The organism is Mesorhizobium sp. CNPSo 4684, from assembly GCF_057784315.1.
This window is the reverse complement of record NZ_JBWLUX010000027.1, coordinates 38,208-62,695: the sequence shown is the minus strand read 5'-3', so window position 1 is coordinate 62,695 and position 24,488 is coordinate 38,208. Positions and strand designations below refer to the sequence as shown.

Genomic DNA, 24,488 nt, shown 5'->3' with positions numbered 1-24,488 from the left:
TCTCCCTTCGTTTACGTGTCCCTTCGTCTACGTGATGCGGGCAGTCGTCATCCGCATGCCTGCTTGAGAGCAGTCCTCAGCCTAGCTGGCGTCGGCCTTTTCCTGCTTGCGCTGCGCGGCCTCCTTCTTGCGGCGCAACACCTCGTCGGTGCCGACAAGATCCTTCGACCCGCCCGAGATCGAGGTTGAGACAACGGCCGGCGGATCACTTGCCGGAAAGCTATCCTCGAGCCCGGATTGGAGCTGTTCTTCAAGCGTGTCGGGATTCTCCGAGCGGCCCTCCGCGCGGCGCTCGCCGACGGCCTCGACGTCACTCTTGCTGTCGGGGTGGGCGCGGGCCTCCGATATCGTCGACACCACCAACTCGATGGCAAACTCTTTCATTGCCTCGGCTTGCGGCTCATCGACGTCGGCGTTTTCGATCAGGCGGATCAGCGACTTCTCCAGATCGCCGAGTTCCTTGGCTCCCTGGCAGCGCGCCAGTCGCTTGGCCAACGAACCGATGAGCACCGGGGCAAAGGTCGAATAGGCATGGTCGCGTGTCGCGTCGACCTGCTCGGGATGAAGCTTTTGCAGGGACATGGGTTCGTGCCTCCAATCAATTACTGGCCAGCAGCTCCTGCCGCTGGGGCTCCCTTAGGAAACTGAGGGGAGGGCAAGAGGTTCCATGCCGTGGTCGGCAGAGCCGCCGACGCTCAACTCCACAGCGACGCCATGGTCAACGACGCTTCGAAAATCTGCTCCCGGTTCTCGTTCAGCATCTTGACGGTGATCCGCCGGTGCTCGCCCTCCGGCATCTCGTCGCGCGCGATATCGTGCAATATGCGCAGCGCCTCGGCACCCGCGCGCTCACGACTTGGGAAGAGCTGCCCCTCTTCATCGATCTGGTTTTCGGAGTTGTAGAGATCGAAGTAGAACCGTTCCATGGCGTAAGCATCCTGCATGAGACGCTAAAACCCCTGTCCGTAGCCATGGTTCCATCCGGCTGATTCTCAAACAGATTTCTCACCGTCACCGCCAGGCTAAAACGGACGCCATGCCCGGCTGAGTGCAACCGCACCCGATCTCCGGCGTTGAGCCACAGCAACCGATCCATGGAAGACCCCCTCAATGCTGGAATCGCTTTATCTGAACCTTGGCCAGCATGACGCCCTCTCGGAAGAGGAGAAGGGGCTGCTCGCCGGCGCCATGACCGTCGAGATGGATTTTGCCACCGGCCAGGACATCGTCTCGGAGGGGTCGAGACCCGTCTACAGCACGCTCATCATCGAAGGCCTGGCCGCGCGCTACAAGGTGCTGGAGGATGGCGGCCGGCAATTCACCTCGTTGCAGGTGCCTGGCGATTTTGTCGACCTGCACGCCTTTCTGCTCAAGACCATGGACCATGGCATCATCGCGCTCTCGCCATGCCGGGTCATCGCCGCCGACCACAGCCGGCTGCGCGCCATCACCGAACAGGCGCCACATCTGACCCGGTTGCTGTGGCTGGACACACTCGTCGACGGCGCCATCCACCGCGAATGGATCGTGGCCATGGGCAGGCGATCCAAGACCTCGCATCTGGCGCATCTGGTGTGCGAGCTGTTCGTCCGGCTTCAAGTGGTCAAGCAGACCAATGGCATGAGTTTCCGTCTGCCTTTGTCGCAGGCCGAACTGGCCGACGTGCTGGGGCTGTCGATCGTTCACATGAACCGGGTCATCGGCGCGCTGCGCAGGCTCGGCGTCATCGGCTGGGCAAACCACATGGTGACGATCCTGGACTGGCAGCGGCTTGTCGAAATCGCCGAGTTCGACCCGACCTATCTCAGCATGAACCGCGAGCCGAGATAGGTCATCGGCGTTCCCCGCGCATCGCCTGCAATCGTCAGCCTGCCTTTGAATGATGTCCGCTCAGCGACGCCAATTCGTCGAGCATGGCCAGGGCGGCGCTTGGCTTCGCCGGCTTCAGCAAGCCCTGTTGATCGGCGGCATTCTTGAAAGCGGCAAAAGCGATGGCCGGGCGGCAAATTCCGTTCAGCGCATCATCCACCAGCCTGACGGCCGCCTTGTAGGCCTGAGCGTCCTTGTTCTTCCACTTTCCGCCCAGCGCCCTGTTGGCGTCGGCGATCGACGACACCGTCATCGTACTGCCGTCCACGAATTTGATCGTCAGGGGAAGAAATCGGCTCATGAGAAATTCACCATCCGAACCATTCCCGCGTCCGCCACAAAAGCCCGGCAAAAGGCGCGACCAGGAAGGCAGCGGCGCCCAGAACCAGGACGGGGTTGTTTGTTGGTATCGATTTCATGGACAGCCTCCGTGAATCGGGATCGCCATAAACGAGGAGATCGCGAAGTGGTTGCAGCTTGCGAAGGCTACATGTTGCTGGCCGGCCGGATCGGTTGGCGTGGCCTGTAGGGCGGTCGCGACTGCGACTTCAAGGGGATGTCGGCGAGCGAGTTGCAGATTGGTCTGAACAGTATTGGCGGCGATGCGGCGCGCCGGCGCAGCAGTGCGGCCGACAGTTTGGCAACCAGATTTCGAACCTCCATGGACTCCTCCCTAGAGTTTTAGAGTCCCCCCTTTCGCACTCACCTAGCACCTGACGCCTGTGCCTCGCATTTAACTTTGATGTAGTCCGGACGAATGCGCGCGCTTTCGCGCAAAGCCCGCCGTCAACCTTTTTGCCCGGCCAACCTTTTTGCTTGGAGCGCGTTGTCCTCCGACAAGGAAGGAGAATCCCATGCTGACCAAAATCTCGAAGGCGGTGCGCAAGCAGCGCAGCGTGCAACGCAAGGTCGACGCCGACGACCGCAACAAGGCGAAAGCCAAACCTGACGCCGCCATGCAGGCCGGCGCCCGGCTCTATCCCGAGCCGCCTTTTCCGAAGCAGCACCATCCCAAGCCCGGCGAGGAAGGCGAGATCAAGCCGGCGCCGCTTTATGATGCGCCGTTCTGGCAGGGATCGAGGAAGCTCGACGGCAAGGTGGCGCTGATCACCGGCGGCGATTCCGGCATCGGCCGCGCCGTGGCAGTCTTGTTTGCGCGCGAAGGCGCCGACGTCGCCATCGTCTATCTCAGCGAAGACAGGGATGCCGAAGTGACCAGGCAGGCGGTCGAGGCCGAGGGCCGGCGCTGCCTGGCGCTACGCGGCGATGTCGCCAGCCGCGCCTTCTGCCGCCGCGCGGTGGAGCGCACGGTCAAGCAACTCGGCAAGCTGGACGTGCTGGTCAACAATGCCGCCTTCCAGGTCCACTCGGCCGATTTCGCCGACCTCACCGAGGAGCATTTCGACATCACGCTGAAGACCAACCTCTACGGCTATTTCCACATGGCTCAGGAGGCGGTGGCGCATATGAAGCCGGGCTCGGCCATCGTCAACACCGGTTCGGTCACCGGCATAGACGGCTCGAAGGAACTGGTCGACTATTCGATGACCAAGGGCGGCATCCACGCCTTCACCCGCGCGCTGTCTGGCAATCTGATCGGCAAGGGCATCCGCGTCAACGCGGTGGCGCCGGGGCCGGTGTGGACGCCGCTCAACCCGTCCGACAAACAGGCGGCCGATGTTTCGCAGTTCGGCGCCAAGACGCCGATGAAGCGCCCGGCCCAGCCCGAAGAGATCGCACCGGCCTATGTGTTCCTGGCCTCGCCGCAATGCTCGAGCTACATCACCGGCGAAATCCTGCCGATCGTCGGCGGCTATTGAAGGGCAGGGCTGGCCCGGCTCTTTCGGAGCGCAAGACACGCATCCGGGCAGCGACGTCGAAGACGCTGCTGCAACCGGATGACTTTTCGTGCATTCTTGTGCATGGCCATGACACTTCGCCCCGACACGCCGGCAAAATGCTGCTCCTATTGCGGCTCGCGCGACCACGACTATGAGGATTGCCCGAAGCGCAAGGCCGACGCCGAGCGGCAGCGGGAAGATCCGGCAAGCCCGGACCGTGACAAGGATCAGACCCGGCAACTCCGCGCGCCTGTCTGAGCCGTTCCGCCGATAGCCCGCGCCCAAGGCGAGACGACCGCCGAACCCATCAAGGCCCGTGCCGCGCCCCTCGCCAACAACCCGGCGCCCGGTTCGGGCGCCTACCGTGCGATCGCGGATTCCTGGCCGGCGGCCTGTATCCCACTCTCGAAAGCCATCAGCAGCTCCATTCCCGCCGGCCAGTCGCCCAGCCCGCTGTCGCTGTTGATGTGGCCGAGGGGCCCGGCGATGTGCAAGGCGCTGCCCCATTGCCCGGCTTTCGTCCTGGCGTAGCCATGCGGGTCGTAAGGATCATCGGTGCTGGCGACGATCAGCGAGGGAAAGCGGAGCGGCCCGCGCGACGTGTCGGCGAAGGGAATTGCGTAAGCGGGATAGGCGGGCGATGCCGGATCGGGAACCGCAACCAGGAACGCGCCGCCGACCTGGCGGCTCGACACCGTCTGCCAATGTGCGACCAGCAGGCAGCTGAGGCTGTGGGCGACGAGGATTGGTGGCGACTTTGCCTGTGACGCCGCGGTTTCCAGCGCTGCCACCCAGTCGTCGAAATCCGGCAGATCCCAGCTCGCCGGGCTGAAGCGGCGCATCGCCGGGTTGGCCTGCTGCCAGCGTGTCTGCCAATGGGCCTCGCCCGATCCGCCGCTGCCCGGCAAGATGATGAAGTCGGTCATGGAATGTCCTGTCCTGGTGAACGATGCCGCCAATTCTAGGTCTTCTCCTCGTCCGCGGAATGAGAGATCATCGGAAAGCAGCGAAGAATTCCGATGGATTGAAGGTGCTCATGGCAAACGGCGATTACCGGCCACGGCTCGACCCCACCGACATGGCGATCATCGAGATCATGCAGGAGGATGGCCGCATCGGCATTTCCGAACTCGGCCGCCGCGTAGGCCTGTCGCAGCCCGCGACGTCGGAGCGGGTGAAGCGGCTGGAGGAGCGCGGCATCATCGCCGGCTACCGGGCGGCGATCGATGCCGCCGCCCTCGGTCTCGGCACCATGGCGATGATCCGCCTGCGCACCACGCACGAGCACATCCAGACTTGCCTGAAGAAGTTCGCTGCCATGCCGCAAGTGCTCGAGGTGTTGCGGGTGACCGGCGAGGACTGTTTTCTCGTCAAGGTCGTCGTCCCGTCGCCGCCCGACCTCGAAAGCATCGTCGATGCCATCGGCCGCTACGGCGCGGTAACGACCAATGTGGTGCTGCGGGCAGAGCCGCCGAAGCGGTTGGGGCGCGAGTTGATGGCGAAGCTCTGAGCGGGATTCCCAGGCGCCGCCAAGACGTCCCGTTTTGCCAGCCAAGAATTTTTGCGGGATGATGTCGGATCGGCGGCGCGCCGCCCGTCCTTGGAGCGAAAACCCCAGCAATCCCAGGAGGACATTATGGAAACCGTTCAATCGCCGTGGCAGACCGCGGCCATTCTCATCGCCCGCTTGATCCTGGCTGCCATGTTCGCGATGGGGGCGGCTTTCAAGTTCATGGACATGGGCATGACCGCCGGCTACATCGCCGCCGCCGGTTTCCCGTTCCCGTTGTTTCTGGCCTGGTGCGCCGCGATCCTAGAAACGCTGCTGGTGATCGCCCTCCTGACCGGCGCGTTCTTCACGCCGGCGGCCCTGGTCGCCGCCGTCTACGTGGTCTTCCTCGGCTTTGCCTTCCACGGTCCGTCGCATTGGGCCGGCAACCAGGCCGAGTTCGGTGCCTTCATGTCGCATTTCCCGTTCGCCGCCGGCCTGCTGTTTGCCGCCGTGCACGGCCCGGGCAGCGTGCTGGCCTCCAAGCTCGGCCGAGGGTGAGGCCGGCAAGTCTCACCGCTGGTCGTTGTAGGGTTCCTTCATCTGGCCGACCATGCGCGCCAGCTTCGAGAAGGAAGGCATGTCCGTCTCCGGCTGGCACTGATTGGCCAGTTCCAGCAGCCGGATCGGGAAGTTGACGGCGTCGCGGCTGGACTCCGACATGCCGCCGGACCGTTCCTCGCCGGTTTCGATGGCCTCGGCCTTGCGCAAGGCGATGTCGATCTCCTCGACCGTGAGCACGCCCTTGCGGACCAGAACCTGGTTGATCGAGGCGACGGCCATCAGCAGGCCTTCGAGTTGCAGATTGGCGACATTCATGGCGTTTGCTCCCATTGGCTAAAGCAATTCCAGGAAAAGTGTGAAGCGGTTTTCCGTCCGGAATTGCGTAAACAAAACTCCAGGCTCAACGCATGAGCGCCTGTTCCGATCCAGAGGGAGGCGTAGTCCGGTCCTACTCTTCCATCCAGCGGCGGCCATATTCGGCCCACAGCGCCTTGACCTCCCGGCTGCCGAGGCGCGGCGCCGAGCCGTCGCCAAAGGCGATCGAGACGGCGCTGATGTCGTAATGGGGGTCGGCGTCGATGACGAAGCGGATCGCCTCGCCAAGCGGCCTTCTGCCGATGACCGGATCGGCCTGGCCCCGGCCGACACTGCGGACGCCCGAAACAGTGGCTGGCGCATGCCGCATCCTGAACACGGATGCCATGGCTGGTTTGTCCATGCTGCATTCTCCCCGAGTCGGAGCGGAATGATTCCATAAGCGCCAGCTAATGACCAGTCGGTCGATGCTAGTGCAGTCTGGACGGCGCAAAAGACGCCAGCGCCTCAAGCGCCTTGTCGATCATCCACAGTTGGGAGGGTACCGCCCGACCGCGGGCCGTCAGCAACAATTGGTGCACCGGCAGGCTAAGTAGCCAGCGCCGCATCTGATTGATCCTTGCCTCATCGACATAGGTCCAAAGCGCGCGCTCCGCGGTGTCGTTCTCGAATATGCACTTCGCCCCAGTCCGCATAAAATCTGCCAACTGCAACGCCGCATTAATCGACGGCGCGGCAACCCATTGTTCCAGCATCGCCGCCAGATCGAAATCGAGACAGGCGATGCCGCACACCCAGCTATCGGCATTCTCGTCGTCGGGATTTTCTTCAAGTGCCTGCGACCACGCACCGGCAAACAATGCACGAATTGCAGCCTGCTCATGTGCCGGCCATTCCAGCCAACCGGCCTTCTTCAAACGCTCCACAATGATGGGCGGTTCGGTGCCCATCCAGAGTTGCTCACGGACAGCCTGCTCCAGGATGCGCGGTAGGAAGTGCTTGTAGTCGTCGACGTCGCCGACCGTCGTCAGGGCGTAGCCGGAATAGGGGCCGATCTGCTCGCCGGTCAGCTCACGCAAAGGCGCGGAGGTGAGTGTCTTCAGGAGCCCAACCGGATCGCGCAACGGTGAGGCGTGCAGGGCAAGCGGCCGTGGATAGGGCGCGAACGCCGCATAGCAATCGTCGATCAGACCTTGAAGCTGGTGGTTCGGCTGCATGCGCACACTTTCCCAGAGTTGCTCTAGATCCTATTGTCAAACAGCAGGAACAGCAGCACCAGCAAAATGGCTGCTACGATTTTGGCGGACAGGTAACCCGGGTGCGGTCACGCGTCCGAAACCGGCTAGCCTTTCCGTTTCCTTTTGAGACGATCACCAAGCGGAATGTCCGGCGACTTGGTCTTCCACGGCTTCGCTGCCTTGAAATCCGCCGCCTGCAGCCTCGCTTCGTCGGCATCACGCTCGTCGCCCGTCATACCGGCGACGGCGATCTTCGCACCGTGGCGGCCCTGGCGATTGGACTTGGCTTTGAACAGCGGGATGGCCTTGCGTTTCGATTTGTTGTTCTCGCCGTAGCCATCCCTGCCGTCGAGTTCATAGGAGCGTTGCTTCTCGATCGGCGGCGATCGCTGCAGGCGCGCCTTCTGATCTCCCATCGTAATTTCTCCCGACCCCGACGACTGAGCATAGGCCAGAACCCTATGCGCAGCCACGACAAAGTGAGCGATGCTGATAGCAGCTGCGCGAGGCGGCAATCGCCTGGTGACGGCACTTATGCTACTATTTCCCCATGGTGCTGATTTGCGCCGACGACCCGCCGCCGAGGCGGGTTTTTCATTTCGGGCGATATCCCGCCGCCAGCTGACGGTCATCACGCTCAGGCCAACGGATCAGCCGCCGGCGGCCTTGCGGGCAGGCCAAGCCTTGTCCGCTCGCCATCGGCAAAATCCTCGGCCGCTTCCTGGGCTTCGAACAGGTGCTGGGTCACCGTCTCGGCAACCAGCACCGCCCATTGGGGGCGACCGACGCGCGAACGTCATTGGGCTCGTCGGCCACCATGATCGTCTCCGCTAGGCAAACGTCGCAGAGGGCGTCGCGTTACGCCTTGGTCTTGCGCTTGGCCGGCGCCTTGGCGGCCGGCGTCTCTGTCCTGATGCCGAGCCCGAATTCCTTTGCCAGCTCAGAACGCTTGGCGGCGTAGCTGGGCGCCGTCATCGGATAGTCGCCGGGCAGGTCCCATTTGGCGCGATAGGCCTCCGGCGTCATACCATGGGCGGAGCCGAGATGGCGCCGCAGCGACCTGAACTTCTTGCCGTCCTCGAGGCAGTAAATGAAATTCGGCGTCACCGAGCGCTTGCGATTGACGGCGGGCTCCGGTGCCGGTTGCGGCGGAGCAACGGGATTGTCCACGGCCGCGAGCGCCGAGTTGACGCTCTCGATCAACGCCGGCAAACCTTCCGGAGGCACCGAATTGTTGCGCACGAAGGCCGCGACGATGTCGGCGGTCAAATTTATATTTCGAATTTTGTCGTCAGACATGGCTTCTCGTCCCCCCTTGATGCCAAAGTACAAATTATCAGACAAACTTCCCCTGCGGCATGGCACTTTAGCACATATGCATATGACTTGACGATAAATATGGTAGCGCTAACACCGCAGAGTCCTTGACCGAGATAGGAATTGTTTCTTATTTCCTATTGACGGATGAGGGCAACTATCGTATCATTTCTCCATGGTGCTGATTTACGCCAGCAACCCGCCGCCGAGGCGGGTTTTGTTTTTCAGGCAATCTGTTGCCAGAACCGAATGCCGGCGGGACAGCGCCCCCCTCTGTCCTGCCGGACATCTCCTCCACAGGTGGGGAGATCGGCCGTCACCCATGGTAGCGCCAATCTCGACCGTCGGCCCCGATCTCAGTTGCTGGAGATCGTGGCCGGGCGGACGAACTGCTGATCTCCCCCCTCGTGGGGGAGATGTCCGGCAGGACAGAGGGGGGCGCGAAGGAACGCTATCCTCGGTTCATTCTGCAATATCCGCGAGAAGCCCATGTCCAACCGCTATGCCACCATCATCACCGACGATGACGGCCGCGAGCTCGTCAGCGCCATCGGCCTGTTCGAAGGCACTGCCCCGCAGGCGCGTGTCGGCCGCGTCGAGCCGGTCGTGCCGGGCGTGCTGATCGGCATGATCCGCGACGGTCCCGTCGATGCCATCGGTGGCTTCGGCTTTCCGCGCGGCACGCACGACGCAAGCGCGATCGGCCTTGTCAGGGCAAGCCTGAAAGGTGCGCCTGCCGAAAGGGGCGAAGCGCCGGCCGATGCCGCTGATGTGGCCAACCGCAAGACCACCCGGAAACCGGCGAAGGCAAAACGGCGCAAGCCCGGCAAAATCAAGCGGGCGAGACCGGCAAAGCAGGTTGCCGCCAGCAAGGCTGAGCCCGCCGGGATCCCGGATCATGGCTGACCGGACGGCGCCGCGCAGGCGACCTGGCCGCAAGGCGCCAGCCGGCACTGCCACAACGAAGCGGACGAAGAAGACGCTTGGCGACGATTTCCTCGACGCGGTGCGCGCCGATTTTCGTGCCCACGGCGCCGGTGTGATTGCCGCGGTCCGGGCCGACAAGCCCGACCAGTATCTGAAGATCGTCCAATCGGTGCTTCCCAAGGATTTACATGTCTCCCTCGACCATCTGGAAACCCTGAGCGATGACGAGATCCGCCGCCGTATCCGCGGCCTCGAAGCCGTCCTCGGTCCGTTCGGCGACCAGCCGGGCGGCGCGCCGCCACTATCTGGCGCTGCTGCAGGAACTGGACCGAAGACGCAGGACTAATCTTCTTGCATCTTACACGCCGTATGAACGCCAGGCCGAGTTTCACGCCGCGGGTGCTACCAATCGCGAGCGGCTGTTCATGGCCGGCAACCAGCTCGGCAAGACCAGGGCCGGCGGCGCCGAATGGGCAATGCACCTCACCGGCCGCTATCCCTCATGGTGGCAAGGCAAGACCTTCGACACCGCCGTGCGGCTATGGGCGGCCGGCGTGACCGGCGAGGGCACGCGCGACAACCCGCAGCGCGTTCTGGTCGGGCCGCCGCAGCAGCAGGCCGCCTGGGGCACCGGCATGATCCCCGCCGACGCCATTGTGCACACCACCATGGGCCGCGGCGCGCCGGGCGCGCTCGACAGCATCGTGGTGCGCTGGGGCGGTGGCGGCGACGTGCAGGCCGATGAGTCCGTGCTGTCGTTCAAGAGCTATGAGAAGGGCCGCGAAAAGTGGCAGGGCGAAACCCTGCACGGCGTCTGGTTCGACGAGGAGCCGCCGCTCGACATCTATTCCGAAGGCCTGACACGCACCAACGCCACGGGCGGCATCACCATCGTCACGTTTACACCGCTGCTCGGCATGTCGGATGTGGTGCTGCGGTTTTTGTCGGCGCAGGAGGTGGAGGGCAGGGCGGGGGGTGACGTAGAGCCTCCCGCAGGGGGGAGGGCGCCGGTGCTGCCGCAGCGACGCTGCCTCAACGCGGAAGAAGTAGAGAGATCTTTACACGAGGTGCAAAGAAGCAACGCAAATACAGCTGATTGGTTATGACGTAGGTACCTTCGCAGATATGGTATTGGCCGTCTGGGGATTCCTGCACACGGTCCGGTGGGATGATGAAATTATCCGGCAAATAGATGTAACCACCGTCGATCCTGGGCCGCACCGAAGACTGAGGTATGGCGCGGCAATCAGAACCACCGCAACACTTGAATTTCGTCTGTGGGTCAATCCTGTCTTCGTACCAGTCGTGGGCACTGGCGGCCGTCGCGGCAGCGATACACATCGCCGTGAAGATGAATCTTCGCATGGCATTCCTCAAGCATCCGGCAGGCGCTGCTCGCTGGAGCGCGTATGTATATTAGCGTCCCGTTGAGAATACCATTGGCAGGCGAGGCTCGTGAAAATTCAGGCGCCATGGAGAATGCCGGCAGTCGATCGCATCGACAACCGCCGTGGCACGATCTACTACGTCAACCGACCCGGAATATCGCCTAGCGGAGAAAGCGTGATGAGCCATGCTGCAATAGCATTTGTCGTCAGGGGTTTTCGGTTGGATGGCGAGCCAATCAAGGAAAATGTTTACAAACGCCGCGAAAGAGATCGCCAAAGACATTCGGGAAAATACCGTAGCGGTGAAGGCTCTCAGCGAACGCATCGACAAGATGGAGCGTTAGTGCAACAAGCATCGGTTGGCACTTAAGCATGCGAGAGGAAGAACGGCGTTCCATCATTCGATCACTGGTCGACTTGGATCGGCCGGTTACTGAGATTAAGGCGCTCCTGGCGCCGCTTCCCTGGGATTATCGAAAACCGCTCGTCAGGCTAACCTGCAATCATATTCGAAGCATTCTCATACGCTTTCTGGCAGGGAACCTTGACGCGAAGGACGTAGAGGAATGGGCCGAACTCGTTGAAATGCGAGATGACATCGAGTTCGCGGACGAACGGACGAAAGAGGTAATCCACATGCTGTCCACGCCGCAAATCCACTTTCCTATCGACGGTCAGCTTGCGCAGCTTCTGCTCTCGCCAATTTCAAACTGACCCAATACCGAGACTTCGGATGAGCTCCGAAGCTCGCTGTCTTCGTCGCGGTTCCCCACGCATGACACAACAACCTGCCAGTTCGACCACTGGCTTGTAGATCGGGTGTGCAGATGTCCCGTCACGTCACCTTCATGACCATCGACGATGCCGAGCACTATTCGCCGGACGAGCGCGCCGCCATCATTGCCGCCTATCCCGAGCATGAGCGCGAGGCCCGCGCGCGCGGCATTCCGGTGCTGGGCTCCGGCCGCATCTTTCCGATCGCCGAAGAGCTGATCGCCTGCGAGCCGTTCCGGCTGCCGCGCTACTGGCCGCGGATCGGCGGGCTCGATTTCGGCTGGGACCATCCGTCGGCCGCGGTCGAGCTCGCCTGGGATACGGAGGCCGATGTCGTCTACGTCACCAAGGCGGCGCGGGCCTCGCAGCAGACGCCGGCGATGCAGGTGCTGGCGCTGAAGCCTTGGGGCGAATGGCTGCCCTGGGCGTGGCCGCGCGACGGCCGCCGCGAGACGCTGGAAGGGGCGGGCACCGCGCTTGCCAAACAGTATGCCGCGCACGGGCTGAACATGCTTGCGGGCCACGCCCGCTTCGCCGACGGCTCGGTCTCGGTCGAGGCCGGGCTGATGGACATGCTCGACCGCATGCAATCCAGCCGATTCAAGGTGTTTTCGACGCTGCTGTCCTGGTTTGAGGAATTTAGGCTCTACCACCGCAAGGATGGCCAGGTGGTCAAACTGCGAGATGATCTGATGGCGGCGACTCGCTACCGCAAGCTGACGCTCGCCTATGTCAGCGGCGCCGGCACCTTGCCGACGACGGCCAACGGCATCTGGCTTATGTTCGATCGCGCCGGTGACAAGGGCGCCGACGGGACGGGGACGGGGGATTTTGCGGGGCCTGCGTCTTCGGTAACCGACAACATTGTCACGTTCGCCGGCACGACAGGCAAGGTGGGGAAGGATAGTGGTGTCAAGGCGAGCGACCTCATCGCCGGCCCGGCCTCCGCCGTCGCCGACAACATCGCGACCTTCAACGGAACTACGGGAAAGTCGGCCAAGGACAGCGGGATCAAGGCGAGCGACCTCATAGCCGGCCCGGCCTCCGCCGTCGCCGACAACATCGCGACCTTCAACGGAACCACGGGCAAGTCGGCCAAGGACAGCGGGATTGCGGTATCGAGCCTGGCGCCGAAAGCGAGCCCGACCTTCACGGGAGTGCCGGCTGCACCTACGGCAGCGCCGGGTACCAATACGACGCAGCTTGCGACGACAGGGTTTGTCAAGGCGGCGATGGATGTCGTTCTGGGCGGCGTGTCAGCCTCCTTCGACACCTTGGCCGAACTGGCGGCTGCAATCACCGGGCTGCCCTTCTCGAAGTCCTATGAAAGCGCTCAACAGACCATCACCCTGGGCGGACTTCTCACACTGGCACACGGCCTAGGCGCTAAACCTAAACTGTACGGGTTGTTTCTGCAATGCACTACAGCCGACAGCGGCTGGGCGATCGGCGATGAAATTCCCGTGTATATGAGCAACGGTGCAGGAAATAAAGGCATGGCTGTTTGGCCCGACGCAACTAACATGAACGTTAGGATAGGAACAACGGCGCCAGATTATCTAAACAAAGGCAGCGGCAGCGGAGTTGTTCTAACGCCAGCCAGCTGGAAGATTGTTGTGAGGGCTTGGGTTTAGCGGCGATTGTACCAGCGCGTGAGCTGGAACGGCAAATAGAGGCCGAGAACTAAGCCTAAAGCCATAGCGACGTAGAAGGACATTAGTGCAAATCCCTCTCGTCGAAAGGCAACATCCCCGCCCAAACACTCAAAGCTGCGATGATGGACACGCCAAGTCCAAATCCAATTGCCAAGCCCAACAACATGCATCACCCCAAACGACCCCTAGGAACAATGACCAGATATTTCGTTGATGCGCAAGGTTTCTATCTCGGCGGCTTCGACGGCGCTGAGCCGCCAAATAGCGCGATCGAGGTGCCGCGAGCGCCGGACGATGCACGGCAGATCTGGCAGAACGGCAAATGGAGTATCGCCCCGACCGTTCGCCAAGTGGTGCTGAAATCGATCGTTCAAGCTCGCATTATCGACGCCGGCAAAATGCAGCAGGCCTATGCCATGCTGACAGGCAACGCGCTCTATTTCGCCCGCTGGTTCGCTCCCGACCGCCCGGAGGTCTACTGCGACGATCCCGACGCCGTTGGACTGGTTCGCGCGCTTGGGCTCGATCCGGCTACGATCCTTGCACCTTAAGCGAAGTCGCCCGCAATCTCCGGAAATTGCATGGCCATAGCGTTGGCTAATGCCTGTTCTGAGTAGATCTTATGCATTTTCGTGCCGTCATACTTTGCCCGGCGGCGGGCAACATCTTCGCCGAGTAAGCCGGCCACAGCATCGAACCTGCGGCGGAAGCGCTTGACTACACCGCGCTCAAACGGAATGCGTTGGCGAAATGGTCTACCCCAAGGGGTGCCCTTTGCCAGATCGCGCCATACCTTCAGCGCATCGAGCTCAACACCGATCTGTGTGCCCCATGGCTTGCCACCCGCGAAATGGCGGGCGAATGCATCGGCAAATCGGATTTCTCTGGTCCCTAGTGATTGCAGGTTCCAGTTCGGATGCATCGTCTGCCATTTACCCTCAAAAGCTACGTTCAGAGCATTTTGATCGTTCATCTTGCCTTGTGTTGCTGTCTGCCTAGTCTGCTCCAACAGACCGCCCGTACGCACCGCTGCCATATCGAAAACGACGACGCCAGAATTGAAATATGGAGCGCCCGGCTTGAGGTTCAGCTTTTCGCGATATTTGGGTCTGAAATACATGTAGTCGTCGTGGGCTGCGAGCAGCGGCGCCCGGAGCTCTTGGCCTACCAAATCAGCGATGTCTCTGTTGAACAGGACATCGCAGTCCGTGTAGGCAATGCGGTCATAGTGCTCAAAAATCGGCATGCGATCCGCGAATAGGCGAGCGTATGCAGCAATGCTGTAAGTGCCGAAGGCGAAGCCGTGATCGCGCATGTAACCGGCGATATCGACCAGCGTCACGCGGCCATTGAGCAGGCGCTTGGCTGTCTCTAGGTCGGCTTCATCAGCGCTCGTGTAGAGCAAATGTCCATCGATCGGCTTCGAGACATCAAGAATACGACACGCTGCCAGGCAGGCGTAAGGCAAATATTTGGCGTCAGTAGCCAAGAAAAAACATGAGCGCATTCGGCTCATTTAACTGAAACCCAACAGCAGCAAAAGAGGCAACGCTATGGACCGCAATTTCGCGCGGGCGCTTGCGCTCGTCCTCAAATCGGAAGGCGGCTGGTCCGACAGTCCGGCCGATCCGGGCGGCGCCACCATGAAGGGCGTGACGCTTGCCAACTTCCGCCGCTATGTGAAGGCGGACGCCAGCAAGGCTGATCTGCGAGAGATCAGCGGCGAACAGCTGGCGACCGTCTATCGCCGCTTCTACTGGGATGCGGTCGCCGGCGCTGAACTTCCCGCCGGCGTCGACTATGCCGTGTTCGACTTTGCCGTGAACAGCGGGCCGGGCAGGGCGACGAAATATCTGCAAGCGGCGGTGGGCGCGGCGCAGGATGGCAGGATCGGCCCGGCCACGCTGAGGGCTGTCGGCGCCAGGCCCTCGGGCGCCGTCATCGACGACCTCTGCGACGCCCGCCTGGCATTCCTGCGACGGCTGCCGACCTGGCCGGTTTTCGGCAAGGGCTGGAGCGACCGCGTCCGGTCGGTCCGTTCCCAGGCGCTGTTGATGTCTGCCCCTCGGCCCGCTCCCGCACCTTCGCCGGATCCACGGGGGCCACAACATCCGCCCGGTCCATCCACCGCACCCGGCTCTACGCCATCGCCTGCGCCGGCCGGGGCTCCCGTTGCGCCTCCCGTCGTACGCCTGCCGTTCTGGGCTGCGCTGCTTCAAATCCTGAAATCCATTTTCGCAAGGAGTTCGACATGATCGCCGTCTTCATCCGCATTAGCCTGCGTTACGGCGCCGGTGTTTTGGTCGCGCGTGGCCTGCTCGGCGCCGACGACGCTGCAGCGTTTTCCTCCGATCCCGACATCCAGGCGGGACTGGAGGTCGCCGCCGGTCTTGCCATAGCCTCGGTCACCGAGACCTGGCACTGGCTTTCCCGCAAATTCGCCTGGGCGCACTGACATGGAAGGGTTGCAGCAACTGCTCATCGCCTATCTCGAAGCCGCCAAACCCTACGCCATCGGCTTTGCGGCCGGGCTCGTGGCTGGGTGGCTGCTGTGAGTGCGCTCCTCGCCGTCCTGCTCGCCAACAAAGCGCTGCTGGGCTTCCTGGCATCGGTCATCGCCGCCCTTTGCTGGGGTTTTCACCAGCGCCTGGCTGGGGCCATAGCCGAGCGCGGCAGGCAGGCGGCCGCTGAGGCGGCTGCGCGCGCGGTCGCCGACCAGGTGCAGAACGATATCGGCGCACTGCCGGCGGACGCTGTCCGAAAGGAGCTGAAATCATGGGCAAGGGACTGATGCTTGCGCTGCTCGTGGCGCTGGCCGGCTGCACGACTGCTTCGGGCGGCTTCTGCGCGGTTTCGAGCCCGCTGCGCCTGTCGGCCAAAGCCGTCGACGCACTGTCGGACGCCGAAGCGAGAGCGCTTTTGACGCACAACCGCAAGGGACAAAAGCTTTGCGGGTGGAGGCCTTAAGCCGATGCATGACCTCTTCGACATGCTTGGCATCAAAGGCCCCGTCGTCGCCGCCGGGCTGGCCGGCGGCGTGCTGCGGGCGCTGTCGCGCCATCGCTACAAGCTGCGCGAGATGATCGCTTCGCCGATCTGCGGGGCGCTGGCGGCGGCCTATCTGACGCTGCCCGCCGTTGCCTGGTTCAAGGCGACGGGGATGCCCATTCCAGATCCGGCCGACGACACCACGACACTTGCCGCCGCCTTCCTGATCGGCGTCTCGGCAATGTGGATTTCCGACATCGTCTTCGAGGTGATCGTGCGGCGGTTCAGGCCGGCTGTCGACAAGTGACGCACTTGAGGTGCTGGAAGAAGCCAGCGACAATGCCTACTTAAGGGGCAATCCAAAGGAGGTATGATATGGCGACGTCCACCGAACGTGCAGTGCTTGCCGGCGGCTGTTTCTGGGGCATGCAGGATCTGATCCGGCGCTATCCCGGCGTGATCTCGACCCGTGTCGGCTACAGCGGCGGCGATGTGCCCAATGCCACCTACCGCAACCACGGCACCCATGCCGAAGCCATCGAGATCATTTTCGATCCGGCCAGGATCAGCTTTCGCACGCTGCTCGAATCCTTTTTCCAGATCCACGATCCGACCACCAGGAACCGGCAGGGCAACGATGTCGGAATGAGCTACCGCTCGGCGATCTTCTACACCAGTGACGAGCAGAAGCGCGTCGCCGAAGACACCATTGCCGATGTCAACGCCTCGGGGCTCTGGCCCGGCAAGGTCGTCACCGAACTTGCTCCGGTGGCCGATTTCTGGGAGGCCGAGCCCGAACATCAGGACTATCTCGAGAAATATCCCAACGGCTACACCTGCCACTTCGTCAGGCCGGGCTGGAAGCTTCCGGTTCGCGAAAAGGCCGTTTCGTAACACAGTCATAACCGGCCGATATCGGTATCGGTTCAGAGCGCCGCACCCGAAAGGGTGTGGCGTTTTTTGCGTTTGTTCGCGGCGTTTCCGCCGCGAGCGTCTCCGGAGAGGATTGGCCTAGAAGCCGAAGAATTGCCGGCCGATCATGTATCCAAGCGCGACGACGACCAGCGGAAACAGGGCAGGCGCCAGCCGATCAATAGCGGACCTCTTTGGCTGTTGCCTGGGGATGGTCCTGGATGCATTGCCGAGATTCTTGGTCATTCGGCATAGTAGCAAGCGCTGATTAACGATTCCGTAACCCGGTGATAGAGGCGCAACACTGACAGTGGGCGCGGCTTTTCGCGATTCCGGCGCGACCTTGACAATGCCAAGCCCGTGACGCAACTGAACCGTCTTTGAGAGGACTGTGAGGCAAGATCAATGCGGGTGACGCTCGTTTTGAAGGGCGTAATACCCTGCCGGGGTTACGGTGGGATTCAGCGTCAGGTCGAATGGCTGGCAACGGAGATGGTTCGTCTCGGCCACCATGTCGTGGTGGTCGCCGGTCCTGGCTCCAGCCATCCGCTCTTCGAAGTCCGGCACGCTTCGACCGATGCCGAATGCCGGGCGGCCATTCCGCGCGACACGCAAATCGTCCACACGCACAGCTGGCCCGTTGAAGTGCCATTTCCAACGCTGAATACGCAGCGCGGCTTTATGCCGGACCAGCCCATGCCGGTTGCGAACTGGAGCTTTATCAGCGCCAATCATGCCCGCCAGCATGGGCGCAAGACCTTCGTCTACAATGGCTTTCCGGTAGACGACTATCGTTTGTCGGCGGCAAAGGGTGACCGCCTGCTGTTTCTCGCAGGCATTGCGCGATCGAGCAAAGGCCTCAACCGCGCCGTCGATCTCGCCAAAAAGTTCCATTTCGGTCTCGATATCGCCGGTGGTTCGCGTTGGAAGCTGCTGGGCCGAAGTCAGACGCGCCGCGAAGGTCTGTTTTTCAAGAGCCTTGGCAGCCGATACCGTTTCCACGGCATCGTTGACGGCGAGCCGAAGCTTCGCCTTCTCGGCGAGGCGCGAGCCTTCCTCAATCCGATCGCCTGGGAGGAGCCGTTCGGCAACGCACCGGTCGAAGCCATGCTGTGCGGCACTCCGGTGCTGACGACTCCGCGAGGCGCGTTGCCCGAGACCGTCGATGCCGACAGCGGCCGCTTCTTCGAGAGCGATGAAGAATTTGCGGCCGCTTTCGAAGCCGTCGCCGACCTTACGCCTCAGCAATGCCGCGAATCGGCTGCGACGCGATTTCCGATTCAGAAAGCGGCGCGTAGCTATCTGGATCTCTATGCCCGCATCCTTGACGGCGAAGCGCTTCCTTGACGACCACCGATCCAATCCTCTTCGTCGGCTTTCCGGCAGTCGGCGACTTCGTCCGTTGCCACTCCGCCATCCAGATCATTGCCGAGCGATTTCCCGGTCGCGCCATCGATGTCGTCACCTCGCCGGTCGCGGCACCATTGGCGCGCCTGATGCCGCATGTCAGGAAAGGCTGGTCGCTCGCCAAGCGTCATCAGCGGCCCGGTTTTGCAGAGCGCGGCCGCCTTGTCGGCGAGTTGCGAAAGGAGAACTACGGGACGGCCTATCTGATGACCAGCAGCACCAAGGCGGCGCTGATGGCGTTTATGGCCGGCATTGAGGAGCGCATCGGCTATCCGCAGGAGTTGCAATTCGGCCTCCTCAATCGCTTCCCGGCCGGCTGGCTGGCACATCTATGGGCTTTCGGCCCGCGCAAGACGCGGCTCTTCGAGGAGGTCTGCTCGATTGCCTCTCTTGGCGAAAAGCCGGCTGCGGGGACAGAATGGCCAGCGCCCCGGCTTGTGGTCGATCCGGCCGAGCTGGGCGAATGGCGCCAACGCCACAAGATCGATGCCGGCCGGCCGGCGCTGGCGCTCTATACGGCAGACATCGAAAATTTCCGCTCGTGGCCCATAGAGCGCTTCATCTCGGTGGCCCGAGACCACCATGATCGCGGCTGGGCAATCTGGATTGTCGGCGGACCGCGCGAGCGTGCCGGTGCTGTAAAAATCCGCGCCGCCATTCCTGAGGCAATCGACTTCACCTCGACCCCATCGATTGCTGATGCGATGTGCCAGATCGCTGCGTCGACCATGTTCCTGGGGGTTGACGGCGGCATTTCGCACGCCGCCGCTGCCCTGAACGTCCCATGTGCGCTCATATACGGGCTAAATCGCCCCTACGTGCACGGTCCGGTAAACAGCCATGTTCGCTTTATCGAGCCGCCGCTCTCGACGCCCAGTTGGGTCAAGGATACACGCGGGATCAGCGAAACCCGGGTGAGGGAGGTGCTGGCTGGCCTTTCAGCCGGTATTCACAACTGACGGTGGTCTGGATGGCCTCCGGCGCCTGATCCAAAACGCGCCCGTGAGGGCGCCGCCATGGCTCCGTTTCGGCTTTACCCCTTGGCCCTGCGGCTTTCGGGCTCGTGATTGCCGACCCAATGCGCGCGAATGCGATCACTGGCTTCAAGGTAGGCCATGTCGATGAGATAGGTCAGAAGCTTCTCGCCGTCGGCTTCGGCTTTCTGCCGAAGTTCCCGCAGTATCCCTTGCGCGAACTGCAGGTTCTCCATCTTGCTCGGCTGGTTCATCGGTGCCCCCAATGTCTGCGCATGAACTGTGCGCTGACTATGCTTGCATGAAGATTGCGGTGAAGCTCACGGTGGAGCTGTATCAGGTTGTATTAGCGCTTGATCAACGACCCTATTGCGCTTTTTGCGAAAATGTCGATATTTTACGCCGCCAATCGGACCGCGACGATGCACGAAGACGAGGGCAGTTCCCCCGACAAGTTGCAGGCTATGATGGATGTCATCGCCGGCAGCGTGTCGTCCAGCCGGGACGGACACGCCGACCTCGGCCGGCTCAGGGTCGACGCGGCCAGCGCAGCGACGGTGTTGGTCGAGTTTTACGGCGACGCTGCTCTTGAGCGCGCCTGCTTGCTGGAGCGCCGCTCGCCTCAAAGCCATTTTGCCCGCATGGTGACGGCTGAGCTCCGCGGTCGCGGTAAGATTGCCCGCAAAAGCTAACAAGGTCTGCTCCAAGCCGAGTTGCGCCTCATCGTCCTGCCGTCAAGGCGTTGCTGCGCCTCTTCCTGGGCATTTTCGAGAAGATAGAACAGCAGGTCCTGTCCTATCGACTGTGAGATCTCCTTGGCCTGTTCGATATGGCGGTGGATCTCGCGAAGTGCTGTCTCGCCCGAATCGACATTGCTGGTCAGATCGATGAACCAGCCGGGGTACAAGGCCGCTTCTCCCTGACCGTCCACATAGCATTGGCCAACCGCCAGTATCCGGCGAAGCCCCATCTTGTCTGAGCGGACCTGATAGATCTCCCTGAACCCCGCTCTCCGCTCAACCGCCTTGCGGATCGCGATATGCACCCGCAGCCGATCTTCGGCGTCGATGCTCTGCATGCATCTTTCTATGGATACGCCGTGCGAGAACTCTTCGAGCGTCAGCCCGAAATAGTCAGAAAGATTGGCGTCGCCGTAAACGCGGTCACGCTTGATGTCCCAGGTCCAGAACCCATCAATCGGTGGATATTGCACGTGCGGACTGCGACCCTGCCCATGCGCTGACTGCATGAAAACCGCCTCATTCGGCTTCAAGATTCGCCACACTATGTAACAAAAAAGGAAACAAACAAGTTGTCCTTTTGTACGAGCTGGCAAGATTTCTTTGTGTCACGCCAAACATACTTGGACAGCATAGTTGGCGTAACGATATTACGTGGTCTTAAACTCTCGTTTTTAAATAAACCAGCATCGCGCTGCAACCGCAAGGCGAATTCCAACTGACCCGCTGCCCGGCAAATCGATTGCCGGTTACAAAAAGACAGTGGGCGTCGAGCCCGCCTTTGGCTCGAGGCAAGGCGGGCCTTTTTGCGCTTCGACTGGCTAGGCTCTGCGATGCGTGCACTACGCAGATAACGGCGTTTCAGCGCCCTCAGAAACCGGTTCAGCTGTCAGGTCATCATTTGTCGACCCGTCTTCCACCCGATCATGCTCGAACTGTCGGGTGCCGGGCAATGGTTGCAACCAGTGTTCGCGGCGGTTGATCCACAGCTCATAGCTGGGCTCCAGTCCTTCGGTGGGGACCTCATCGAGGCTGCCAATTGTTACCTCCACCTCGTTCTCACGAACCAGCGGGACCCGGCCGCCGCAGGTTGGACAAAAGCTTCTGTCGCCATAGCTGCTGACGATACCCGTCGTTTCAAACGCGTCGAGCGGCCACACCGCGAACGTCGAAAAAGTCGACCCACTGGCTTTGCGGCAGTCCTTGCAATGGCAAAGGCCAATCCGAAAGGGATCTCCCGTCACCGAAAACTGGATGCCGCCGCAAAGGCAGCTGCCGCTTCGCCTTGTATCATTGGGCATGACCGCTCCTCCGTCTTGTTGGGCATCACACCGCTACACCTCGCAGCGCCATGCGCAGAATCAATTCACGCGGAGCGCAAGGGTTCCGCGTTGCCTCGCGCAGTGCATTTGCTGGCGCGCGCAGTTGGCTCCGTCAGTTCGGGAAGTCGAACACCGGTTCCCGGCACCAATAGACGCGGCATTGTCCATCACGTGTTGGAACGGAGGCGGCAACCGGCACCTCCGGCCAGTCGCAGTCGTTGCCAAATTGACGAACGTAGCGATCGTAAGTGTTGCGGCCTGTCGTCAGCACGGCCGAGTGATGGCTCTGGATCAGGCGCTGTGTCTCCTCGCAGGTCATCGTTCGCGTGTCCGGTCGAGCGTAGGCCGTGGTTATTGCGACAAACAACGCTGTTCCGACGATCCATACGAGCCTTTGGAATCTCATAGCGGTCCTTATTCTAGAATACCGCCAGATATTTCAGCAACGAAATGATGCCGATAATGATGACAACGATCTGCGCGATCTGTCTCGTGCGGCCGTCGAGAGGCAGGCGCTGAACGAGATAGAGCACAAGGATGATCACCAGAAAGGTGATCAGAATGCCGATAAGTACCGATGAAGCCATGTCCCTCACTCCGTTTGGCTAGGTCTGAAAAAAGTACGCAGCGGCAAACGCTCTCGCCGTTGATTGGTTCCTGTCGGTGCGAGGCTGACCGGTTAACAGCAAGGCCGCGAAATTCCGTTCCGCGGCCTTAAGCTGATGGCGATCGCAGCTTACTTGCCGCAATGGTTGTCGTTCACCGTTGGCGACACAGTTCCCGGTGACTTAGCGTTGGCGTCGGGCTGGGCGCCCTGCGGGCTGGCGGCACAGTTTTCATCGGCATTCGAGTTTGGCGCGCCGTTCATGCCGTTGGTGCTGTAGGTTGCGCTCGGATCAACGGCGTTGGGATCGGCCGGATCGGGCGTGACCACAACCGATTTGCCGCTGCCACCACCGTCAGCGCTCTGCGCCATCGCCGAGGTCGCCAGACCGACGGTAAGGGCTGAAGCTGCAAGGATTTTCATAAACATGGTGTTTCTCCATTTTTCGAAACTCGTCGCATTGCGACCTAGGGGGGAACCGCTCGGGTTGACGAAGGTTCCGACAAAGTGGACCTGGGTTGCGCTTGGTTGTCAGCATTTTGCGCGAGCCCCGAAATCGACGCCGCCCGCGTAGGCAATCGCCCTTCCGCAGGAGGACAACTGCCGTCCTAAGGGTGCGACGGGAACCGAAACCTCGCGCGTGCATTTCAGCTGTGGCAGCAAGCTGCAAAAATCGAGCGTGTAGGGGAATTCGTGGTAGGGGAATATGCTGATGTCGTCCAACAGCCGGAGCCTGGAATTCCAGGAGTCTCCTCTGCCCATTTGATGGAGGCGTTGCCCGTTGCCGTCTACACGATCGACAGACAGGGCCGTATCACATTCTTCAACGAGGCCGCGGCTGATCTGTGGGGGCACCGTCCGGTAATAGGCAGAGACCTTTGGTGCGGCTCCTGGAAGCTGCGACATCTCGATGGCCGGCCGATGGCGCATGGCGAGTGCCCAATGGCAATCTCCATGCTTGAAGGACGCGATATCCCGTGGGATCAGGCGATTGCCGAGCGGCCGGACGGCGAACTCATTCCATTCAAAGCCCACCCGCGCCTGCTTCGCGACGAATCGGGCAACATTATCGGCGCCATCAACACCTTGCTCGATATGCGCACGCAGACGCAGGCCGACGAGGCCCGCATGCGACTTGCCGCGATTGTCGAGTCGTCCATGGATGCGATCGTTTCGAAGGACATCAACGGCATCATCACCAGTTGGAACGATGCCGCCGAACATCTGTTCGGCTATACGCCGGCCGAGGCGATCGGCCAGCCGGTAACGATGCTCATTCCGTTCGATCGCCTCGGCGAGGAGGCCTCGATCATCTCCCGCATACGCGCCGGCGAGCGCGTGCCATCATATGAAACCGTGCGCATGCGCAAGAGCGGCAGCCTCGTCCCGGTATCGCTGACCATCTCGCCGATCCGCGACGGCATCGGGCGGATCATCGGAGCTTCCAAGATCGCGCGCGACATCAGTTCCCACAAGGAGAGCGAGGGACGCATCCGTCTGCTTATGCGCGAAGTCAACCATCGCGTGAAGAACCAATACTCGGTGATCATTTCGATGATCCGCGAAACCAGCAAATCGGCGAGCACGCCGGCTGCTTTCCTTGAACAGGTGCGAGAGCGCATCACGGCGCTTTCGCAATCCCATGATCTCCTGGTCGACGCCGAATGGCGGGGCGCCACGGTCGGCGACCTGATCCAGGCACAGCTCAAAGCGTTCGCGGAGCCCGATCGTCTGTCGGTGGCAGGACCAGCGATCACACTTCAACCAAATGCCGTCCAGTATCTGGGCATCGCCTTCCATGAACTGGCCACCAACTCGGCAAAGCACGGAGCGCTGTCGCGCCACCGCGGACGTGTCGAAATCGAATGGAGTGCGATAGCGGGGGCCAACGGCACCGATATCTTTCGCCTGATATGGCGTGAGCTTGACGGGCCGAGCCTGGGGGGGACCACACACCGCGGTTTTGGATCTGTCGTCCTCAAGCGGGTTGCACCACAGGCGCTCGGCGGCATCGGACTGATGGAGTTCAGGGAACAAGGTTTTGTCTGGACGCTCGAAGCACCGCTACGCTCCGTTCAAGCCTCTCTCGCCGATATCGTAATCGATTGACAAAGATGGGTGGGTCGCGTCGGCGGCCAAGCCTTGTCCCTGTAACAGGGCAGGC

The 24,488-nt window shown here is 61.7% G+C and carries 38 protein-coding genes; 21 read left to right on the top strand and 17 right to left on the bottom strand.

The window, feature by feature from the left end; all coding sequences use genetic code 11:
• Positions 1-81 precede the first annotated feature (81 nt).
• Complete coding sequence (locus AC04SG_RS23655; protein ID WP_488553011.1) at positions 82-582, bottom strand: hypothetical protein; 501 nt, start codon at positions 580-582, stop codon at positions 82-84.
• Between the two features lie 113 nt (positions 583-695).
• Complete coding sequence (locus AC04SG_RS23650; RefSeq protein WP_352561118.1) at positions 696-926, bottom strand: DUF6894 family protein; 231 nt, start codon at positions 924-926, stop codon at positions 696-698.
• Positions 927-1,110: 184 nt separating this feature from the next.
• Between AC04SG_RS23650 and AC04SG_RS23645 the strand changes: the two genes are divergently transcribed.
• Entirely contained in the window at positions 1,111-1,830 is a 720-nt protein-coding gene (locus AC04SG_RS23645) for a Crp/Fnr family transcriptional regulator (RefSeq protein ID WP_488553010.1), read from the top strand.
• 34 nt (positions 1,831-1,864) lie between these two features.
• Here the strand turns inward: AC04SG_RS23645 and AC04SG_RS23640 are convergent, their stop codons facing one another.
• On the bottom strand, positions 1,865-2,221 hold the full coding sequence (locus AC04SG_RS23640) for a DUF982 domain-containing protein (protein WP_488553009.1): 357 nt from the start codon (positions 2,219-2,221) through the stop codon (positions 1,865-1,867).
• A gap of 134 nt (positions 2,222-2,355) precedes the next feature.
• Complete coding sequence (locus AC04SG_RS23635; protein WP_488553008.1) at positions 2,356-2,532, bottom strand: hypothetical protein; 177 nt, start codon at positions 2,530-2,532, stop codon at positions 2,356-2,358.
• Positions 2,533-2,723: 191 nt separating this feature from the next.
• Here AC04SG_RS23635 and AC04SG_RS23630 point away from each other — a divergent pair, with 191 nt between their 5' ends.
• Positions 2,724-3,689, top strand: coding sequence for an SDR family oxidoreductase (locus tag AC04SG_RS23630; protein WP_488553007.1), 966 nt, complete (start codon positions 2,724-2,726; stop codon positions 3,687-3,689).
• A 102-nt stretch (positions 3,690-3,791) separates the two neighbouring features.
• Positions 3,792-3,968: a hypothetical protein gene (locus AC04SG_RS23625; RefSeq protein WP_488553006.1), complete on the top strand. Its 177-nt coding sequence runs from the start codon at positions 3,792-3,794 to the stop codon at positions 3,966-3,968.
• Between the two features lie 101 nt (positions 3,969-4,069).
• Here the strand turns inward: AC04SG_RS23625 and AC04SG_RS23620 are convergent, their stop codons facing one another.
• Positions 4,070-4,636, bottom strand: coding sequence for an RBBP9/YdeN family alpha/beta hydrolase (locus AC04SG_RS23620; protein WP_488553005.1), 567 nt, complete (start codon positions 4,634-4,636; stop codon positions 4,070-4,072).
• Positions 4,637-4,746: 110 nt separating this feature from the next.
• Between AC04SG_RS23620 and AC04SG_RS23615 the strand changes: the two genes are divergently transcribed.
• Together AC04SG_RS23615 and AC04SG_RS23610 are read left to right on the top strand one after the other, a co-directional pair.
• Entirely contained in the window at positions 4,747-5,220 is a 474-nt protein-coding gene (locus tag AC04SG_RS23615) for an Lrp/AsnC family transcriptional regulator (protein ID WP_488553004.1), read from the top strand.
• A gap of 126 nt (positions 5,221-5,346) precedes the next feature.
• Positions 5,347-5,760, top strand: coding sequence for a DoxX family protein (locus AC04SG_RS23610; RefSeq protein WP_477344763.1), 414 nt, complete (start codon positions 5,347-5,349; stop codon positions 5,758-5,760).
• 12 nt (positions 5,761-5,772) lie between these two features.
• Here the strand turns inward: AC04SG_RS23610 and AC04SG_RS23605 are convergent, their stop codons facing one another.
• From AC04SG_RS23605 to AC04SG_RS23585, 5 genes are all read right to left on the bottom strand, one after another.
• A complete protein-coding gene (locus tag AC04SG_RS23605; RefSeq protein ID WP_488553003.1) occupies positions 5,773-6,078 on the bottom strand; it encodes a hypothetical protein in 306 nt (101 codons plus the stop codon).
• 133 nt (positions 6,079-6,211) lie between these two features.
• A complete protein-coding gene (locus AC04SG_RS23600) occupies positions 6,212-6,481 on the bottom strand; it encodes a hypothetical protein (protein ID WP_488553002.1) in 270 nt (89 codons plus the stop codon).
• A gap of 67 nt (positions 6,482-6,548) precedes the next feature.
• The gene (locus AC04SG_RS23595) at positions 6,549-7,295 is read right to left on the bottom strand and encodes a hypothetical protein (protein ID WP_488553001.1); all 747 of its coding nucleotides are present in this window, start codon (positions 7,293-7,295) and stop codon (positions 6,549-6,551) included.
• 125 nt (positions 7,296-7,420) lie between these two features.
• On the bottom strand, positions 7,421-7,948 hold the full coding sequence (locus AC04SG_RS23590; protein WP_488553000.1) for a hypothetical protein: 528 nt from the start codon (positions 7,946-7,948) through the stop codon (positions 7,421-7,423).
• Positions 7,949-8,174: 226 nt separating this feature from the next.
• Positions 8,175-8,615 carry a Ros/MucR family transcriptional regulator gene (locus AC04SG_RS23585; protein ID WP_488552999.1) on the bottom strand — a complete coding sequence of 147 codons (441 nt, stop codon included), beginning with the start codon at positions 8,613-8,615 and terminating at the stop codon, positions 8,175-8,177.
• A 507-nt stretch (positions 8,616-9,122) separates the two neighbouring features.
• Here AC04SG_RS23585 and AC04SG_RS23580 point away from each other — a divergent pair.
• The 6 genes from AC04SG_RS23580 to AC04SG_RS23555 all read left to right on the top strand — a co-directional run bounded on the left by AC04SG_RS23580 (position 9,123) and on the right by AC04SG_RS23555 (position 13,928).
• Entirely contained in the window at positions 9,123-9,539 is a 417-nt protein-coding gene (locus AC04SG_RS23580; RefSeq protein WP_488552998.1) for a hypothetical protein, read from the top strand.
• The gene (locus tag AC04SG_RS23575) at positions 9,532-9,906 is read left to right on the top strand and encodes a hypothetical protein (protein WP_488552997.1); all 375 of its coding nucleotides are present in this window, start codon (positions 9,532-9,534) and stop codon (positions 9,904-9,906) included. Before AC04SG_RS23580 ends, AC04SG_RS23575 begins: the two co-directional genes overlap by 8 nt.
• A gap of 79 nt (positions 9,907-9,985) precedes the next feature.
• Positions 9,986-10,666 (top strand): terminase large subunit domain-containing protein, encoded by a 681-nt coding sequence (locus AC04SG_RS23570; RefSeq protein WP_488553034.1) that lies wholly within the window; start codon positions 9,986-9,988, stop codon positions 10,664-10,666.
• Between the two features lie 654 nt (positions 10,667-11,320).
• Positions 11,321-11,662, top strand: coding sequence for a hypothetical protein (locus AC04SG_RS23565; RefSeq protein ID WP_488552996.1), 342 nt, complete (start codon positions 11,321-11,323; stop codon positions 11,660-11,662).
• A gap of 113 nt (positions 11,663-11,775) precedes the next feature.
• A complete protein-coding gene (locus tag AC04SG_RS23560; protein ID WP_488552995.1) occupies positions 11,776-13,356 on the top strand; it encodes a phage terminase large subunit family protein in 1,581 nt (526 codons plus the stop codon).
• A gap of 215 nt (positions 13,357-13,571) precedes the next feature.
• Positions 13,572-13,928, top strand: coding sequence for a hypothetical protein (locus tag AC04SG_RS23555; RefSeq protein WP_488552994.1), 357 nt, complete (start codon positions 13,572-13,574; stop codon positions 13,926-13,928).
• On the opposite strand, the gene AC04SG_RS23550 is transcribed toward AC04SG_RS23555, so the two are convergent.
• A complete protein-coding gene (locus AC04SG_RS23550; protein WP_488552993.1) occupies positions 13,925-14,893 on the bottom strand; it encodes a glycosyltransferase family 8 protein in 969 nt (322 codons plus the stop codon). The two genes, AC04SG_RS23555 and AC04SG_RS23550, sit on opposite strands and share 4 nt — an antisense overlap.
• 37 nt (positions 14,894-14,930) lie before the next feature.
• On the opposite strand from AC04SG_RS23550, the gene AC04SG_RS23545 reads away from it, so the two are divergent.
• The 8 genes from AC04SG_RS23545 to waaF all read left to right on the top strand — a co-directional run bounded on the left by AC04SG_RS23545 (position 14,931) and on the right by waaF (position 19,643).
• Positions 14,931-15,632, top strand: a complete 702-nt coding sequence (locus tag AC04SG_RS23545; RefSeq protein WP_488552992.1) for a glycoside hydrolase family 108 protein — start codon at positions 14,931-14,933, stop codon at positions 15,630-15,632.
• A complete protein-coding gene (locus tag AC04SG_RS23540) occupies positions 15,629-15,832 on the top strand; it encodes a Pam3-gp28 family putative phage holin (RefSeq protein WP_352559548.1) in 204 nt (67 codons plus the stop codon). Before AC04SG_RS23545 ends, AC04SG_RS23540 begins: the two co-directional genes overlap by 4 nt.
• Before the next feature lie 96 nt (positions 15,833-15,928).
• Positions 15,929-16,168 (top strand): ABC transporter permease, encoded by a 240-nt coding sequence (locus tag AC04SG_RS23535; protein ID WP_352559547.1) that lies wholly within the window; start codon positions 15,929-15,931, stop codon positions 16,166-16,168.
• Positions 16,153-16,344 (top strand): hypothetical protein, encoded by a 192-nt coding sequence (locus AC04SG_RS23530; RefSeq protein ID WP_352559546.1) that lies wholly within the window; start codon positions 16,153-16,155, stop codon positions 16,342-16,344. Before AC04SG_RS23535 ends, AC04SG_RS23530 begins: the two co-directional genes overlap by 16 nt.
• A gap of 4 nt (positions 16,345-16,348) precedes the next feature.
• Complete coding sequence (locus AC04SG_RS23525; protein WP_203280222.1) at positions 16,349-16,672, top strand: hypothetical protein; 324 nt, start codon at positions 16,349-16,351, stop codon at positions 16,670-16,672.
• A gap of 68 nt (positions 16,673-16,740) precedes the next feature.
• Positions 16,741-17,259 (top strand): peptide-methionine (S)-S-oxide reductase MsrA, encoded by a 519-nt coding sequence (msrA, locus tag AC04SG_RS23520; protein WP_488552991.1) that lies wholly within the window; start codon positions 16,741-16,743, stop codon positions 17,257-17,259.
• 423 nt (positions 17,260-17,682) lie between these two features.
• Positions 17,683-18,624 (top strand): glycosyltransferase, encoded by a 942-nt coding sequence (locus AC04SG_RS23515; RefSeq protein WP_488552990.1) that lies wholly within the window; start codon positions 17,683-17,685, stop codon positions 18,622-18,624.
• Complete coding sequence (gene waaF, locus AC04SG_RS23510; RefSeq protein ID WP_488552989.1) at positions 18,621-19,643, top strand: lipopolysaccharide heptosyltransferase II; 1,023 nt, start codon at positions 18,621-18,623, stop codon at positions 19,641-19,643. Before AC04SG_RS23515 ends, waaF begins: the two co-directional genes overlap by 4 nt.
• Before the next feature lie 74 nt (positions 19,644-19,717).
• Here waaF and AC04SG_RS23505 read toward each other — a convergent pair whose 3' ends face one another.
• Positions 19,718-19,912, bottom strand: coding sequence for a hypothetical protein (locus AC04SG_RS23505; protein WP_112562371.1), 195 nt, complete (start codon positions 19,910-19,912; stop codon positions 19,718-19,720).
• 168 nt (positions 19,913-20,080) lie between these two features.
• Here AC04SG_RS23505 and AC04SG_RS23500 point away from each other — a divergent pair, with 168 nt between their 5' ends.
• Positions 20,081-20,350, top strand: a complete 270-nt coding sequence (locus AC04SG_RS23500) for a hypothetical protein (RefSeq protein ID WP_488552988.1) — start codon at positions 20,081-20,083, stop codon at positions 20,348-20,350.
• Here the strand turns inward: AC04SG_RS23500 and AC04SG_RS23495 are convergent.
• The 5 genes from AC04SG_RS23495 to AC04SG_RS23475 form a co-directional block, all read right to left on the bottom strand.
• On the bottom strand, positions 20,347-20,907 hold the full coding sequence (locus AC04SG_RS23495; protein ID WP_488552987.1) for a hypothetical protein: 561 nt from the start codon (positions 20,905-20,907) through the stop codon (positions 20,347-20,349). The two genes, AC04SG_RS23500 and AC04SG_RS23495, sit on opposite strands and share 4 nt — an antisense overlap.
• Positions 20,908-21,240: 333 nt before the next feature.
• The gene (locus AC04SG_RS23490) at positions 21,241-21,699 is read right to left on the bottom strand and encodes a GFA family protein (RefSeq protein ID WP_488552986.1); all 459 of its coding nucleotides are present in this window, start codon (positions 21,697-21,699) and stop codon (positions 21,241-21,243) included.
• 133 nt (positions 21,700-21,832) lie between these two features.
• Positions 21,833-22,039: a hypothetical protein gene (locus tag AC04SG_RS23485; protein ID WP_436259431.1), complete on the bottom strand. Its 207-nt coding sequence runs from the start codon at positions 22,037-22,039 to the stop codon at positions 21,833-21,835.
• Positions 22,040-22,139: 100 nt separating this feature from the next.
• Positions 22,140-22,307 carry a Thivi_2564 family membrane protein gene (locus tag AC04SG_RS23480; RefSeq protein ID WP_023694668.1) on the bottom strand — a complete coding sequence of 56 codons (168 nt, stop codon included), beginning with the start codon at positions 22,305-22,307 and terminating at the stop codon, positions 22,140-22,142.
• A 149-nt stretch (positions 22,308-22,456) separates the two neighbouring features.
• Positions 22,457-22,753, bottom strand: a complete 297-nt coding sequence (locus tag AC04SG_RS23475; protein ID WP_488552985.1) for a hypothetical protein — start codon at positions 22,751-22,753, stop codon at positions 22,457-22,459.
• A 336-nt stretch (positions 22,754-23,089) separates the two neighbouring features.
• Between AC04SG_RS23475 and AC04SG_RS23470 the strand changes: the two genes are divergently transcribed.
• On the top strand, positions 23,090-24,433 hold the full coding sequence (locus AC04SG_RS23470) for a PAS domain S-box protein (RefSeq protein WP_488553033.1): 1,344 nt from the start codon (positions 23,090-23,092) through the stop codon (positions 24,431-24,433).
• Positions 24,434-24,488: the final 55 nt, after the last annotated feature.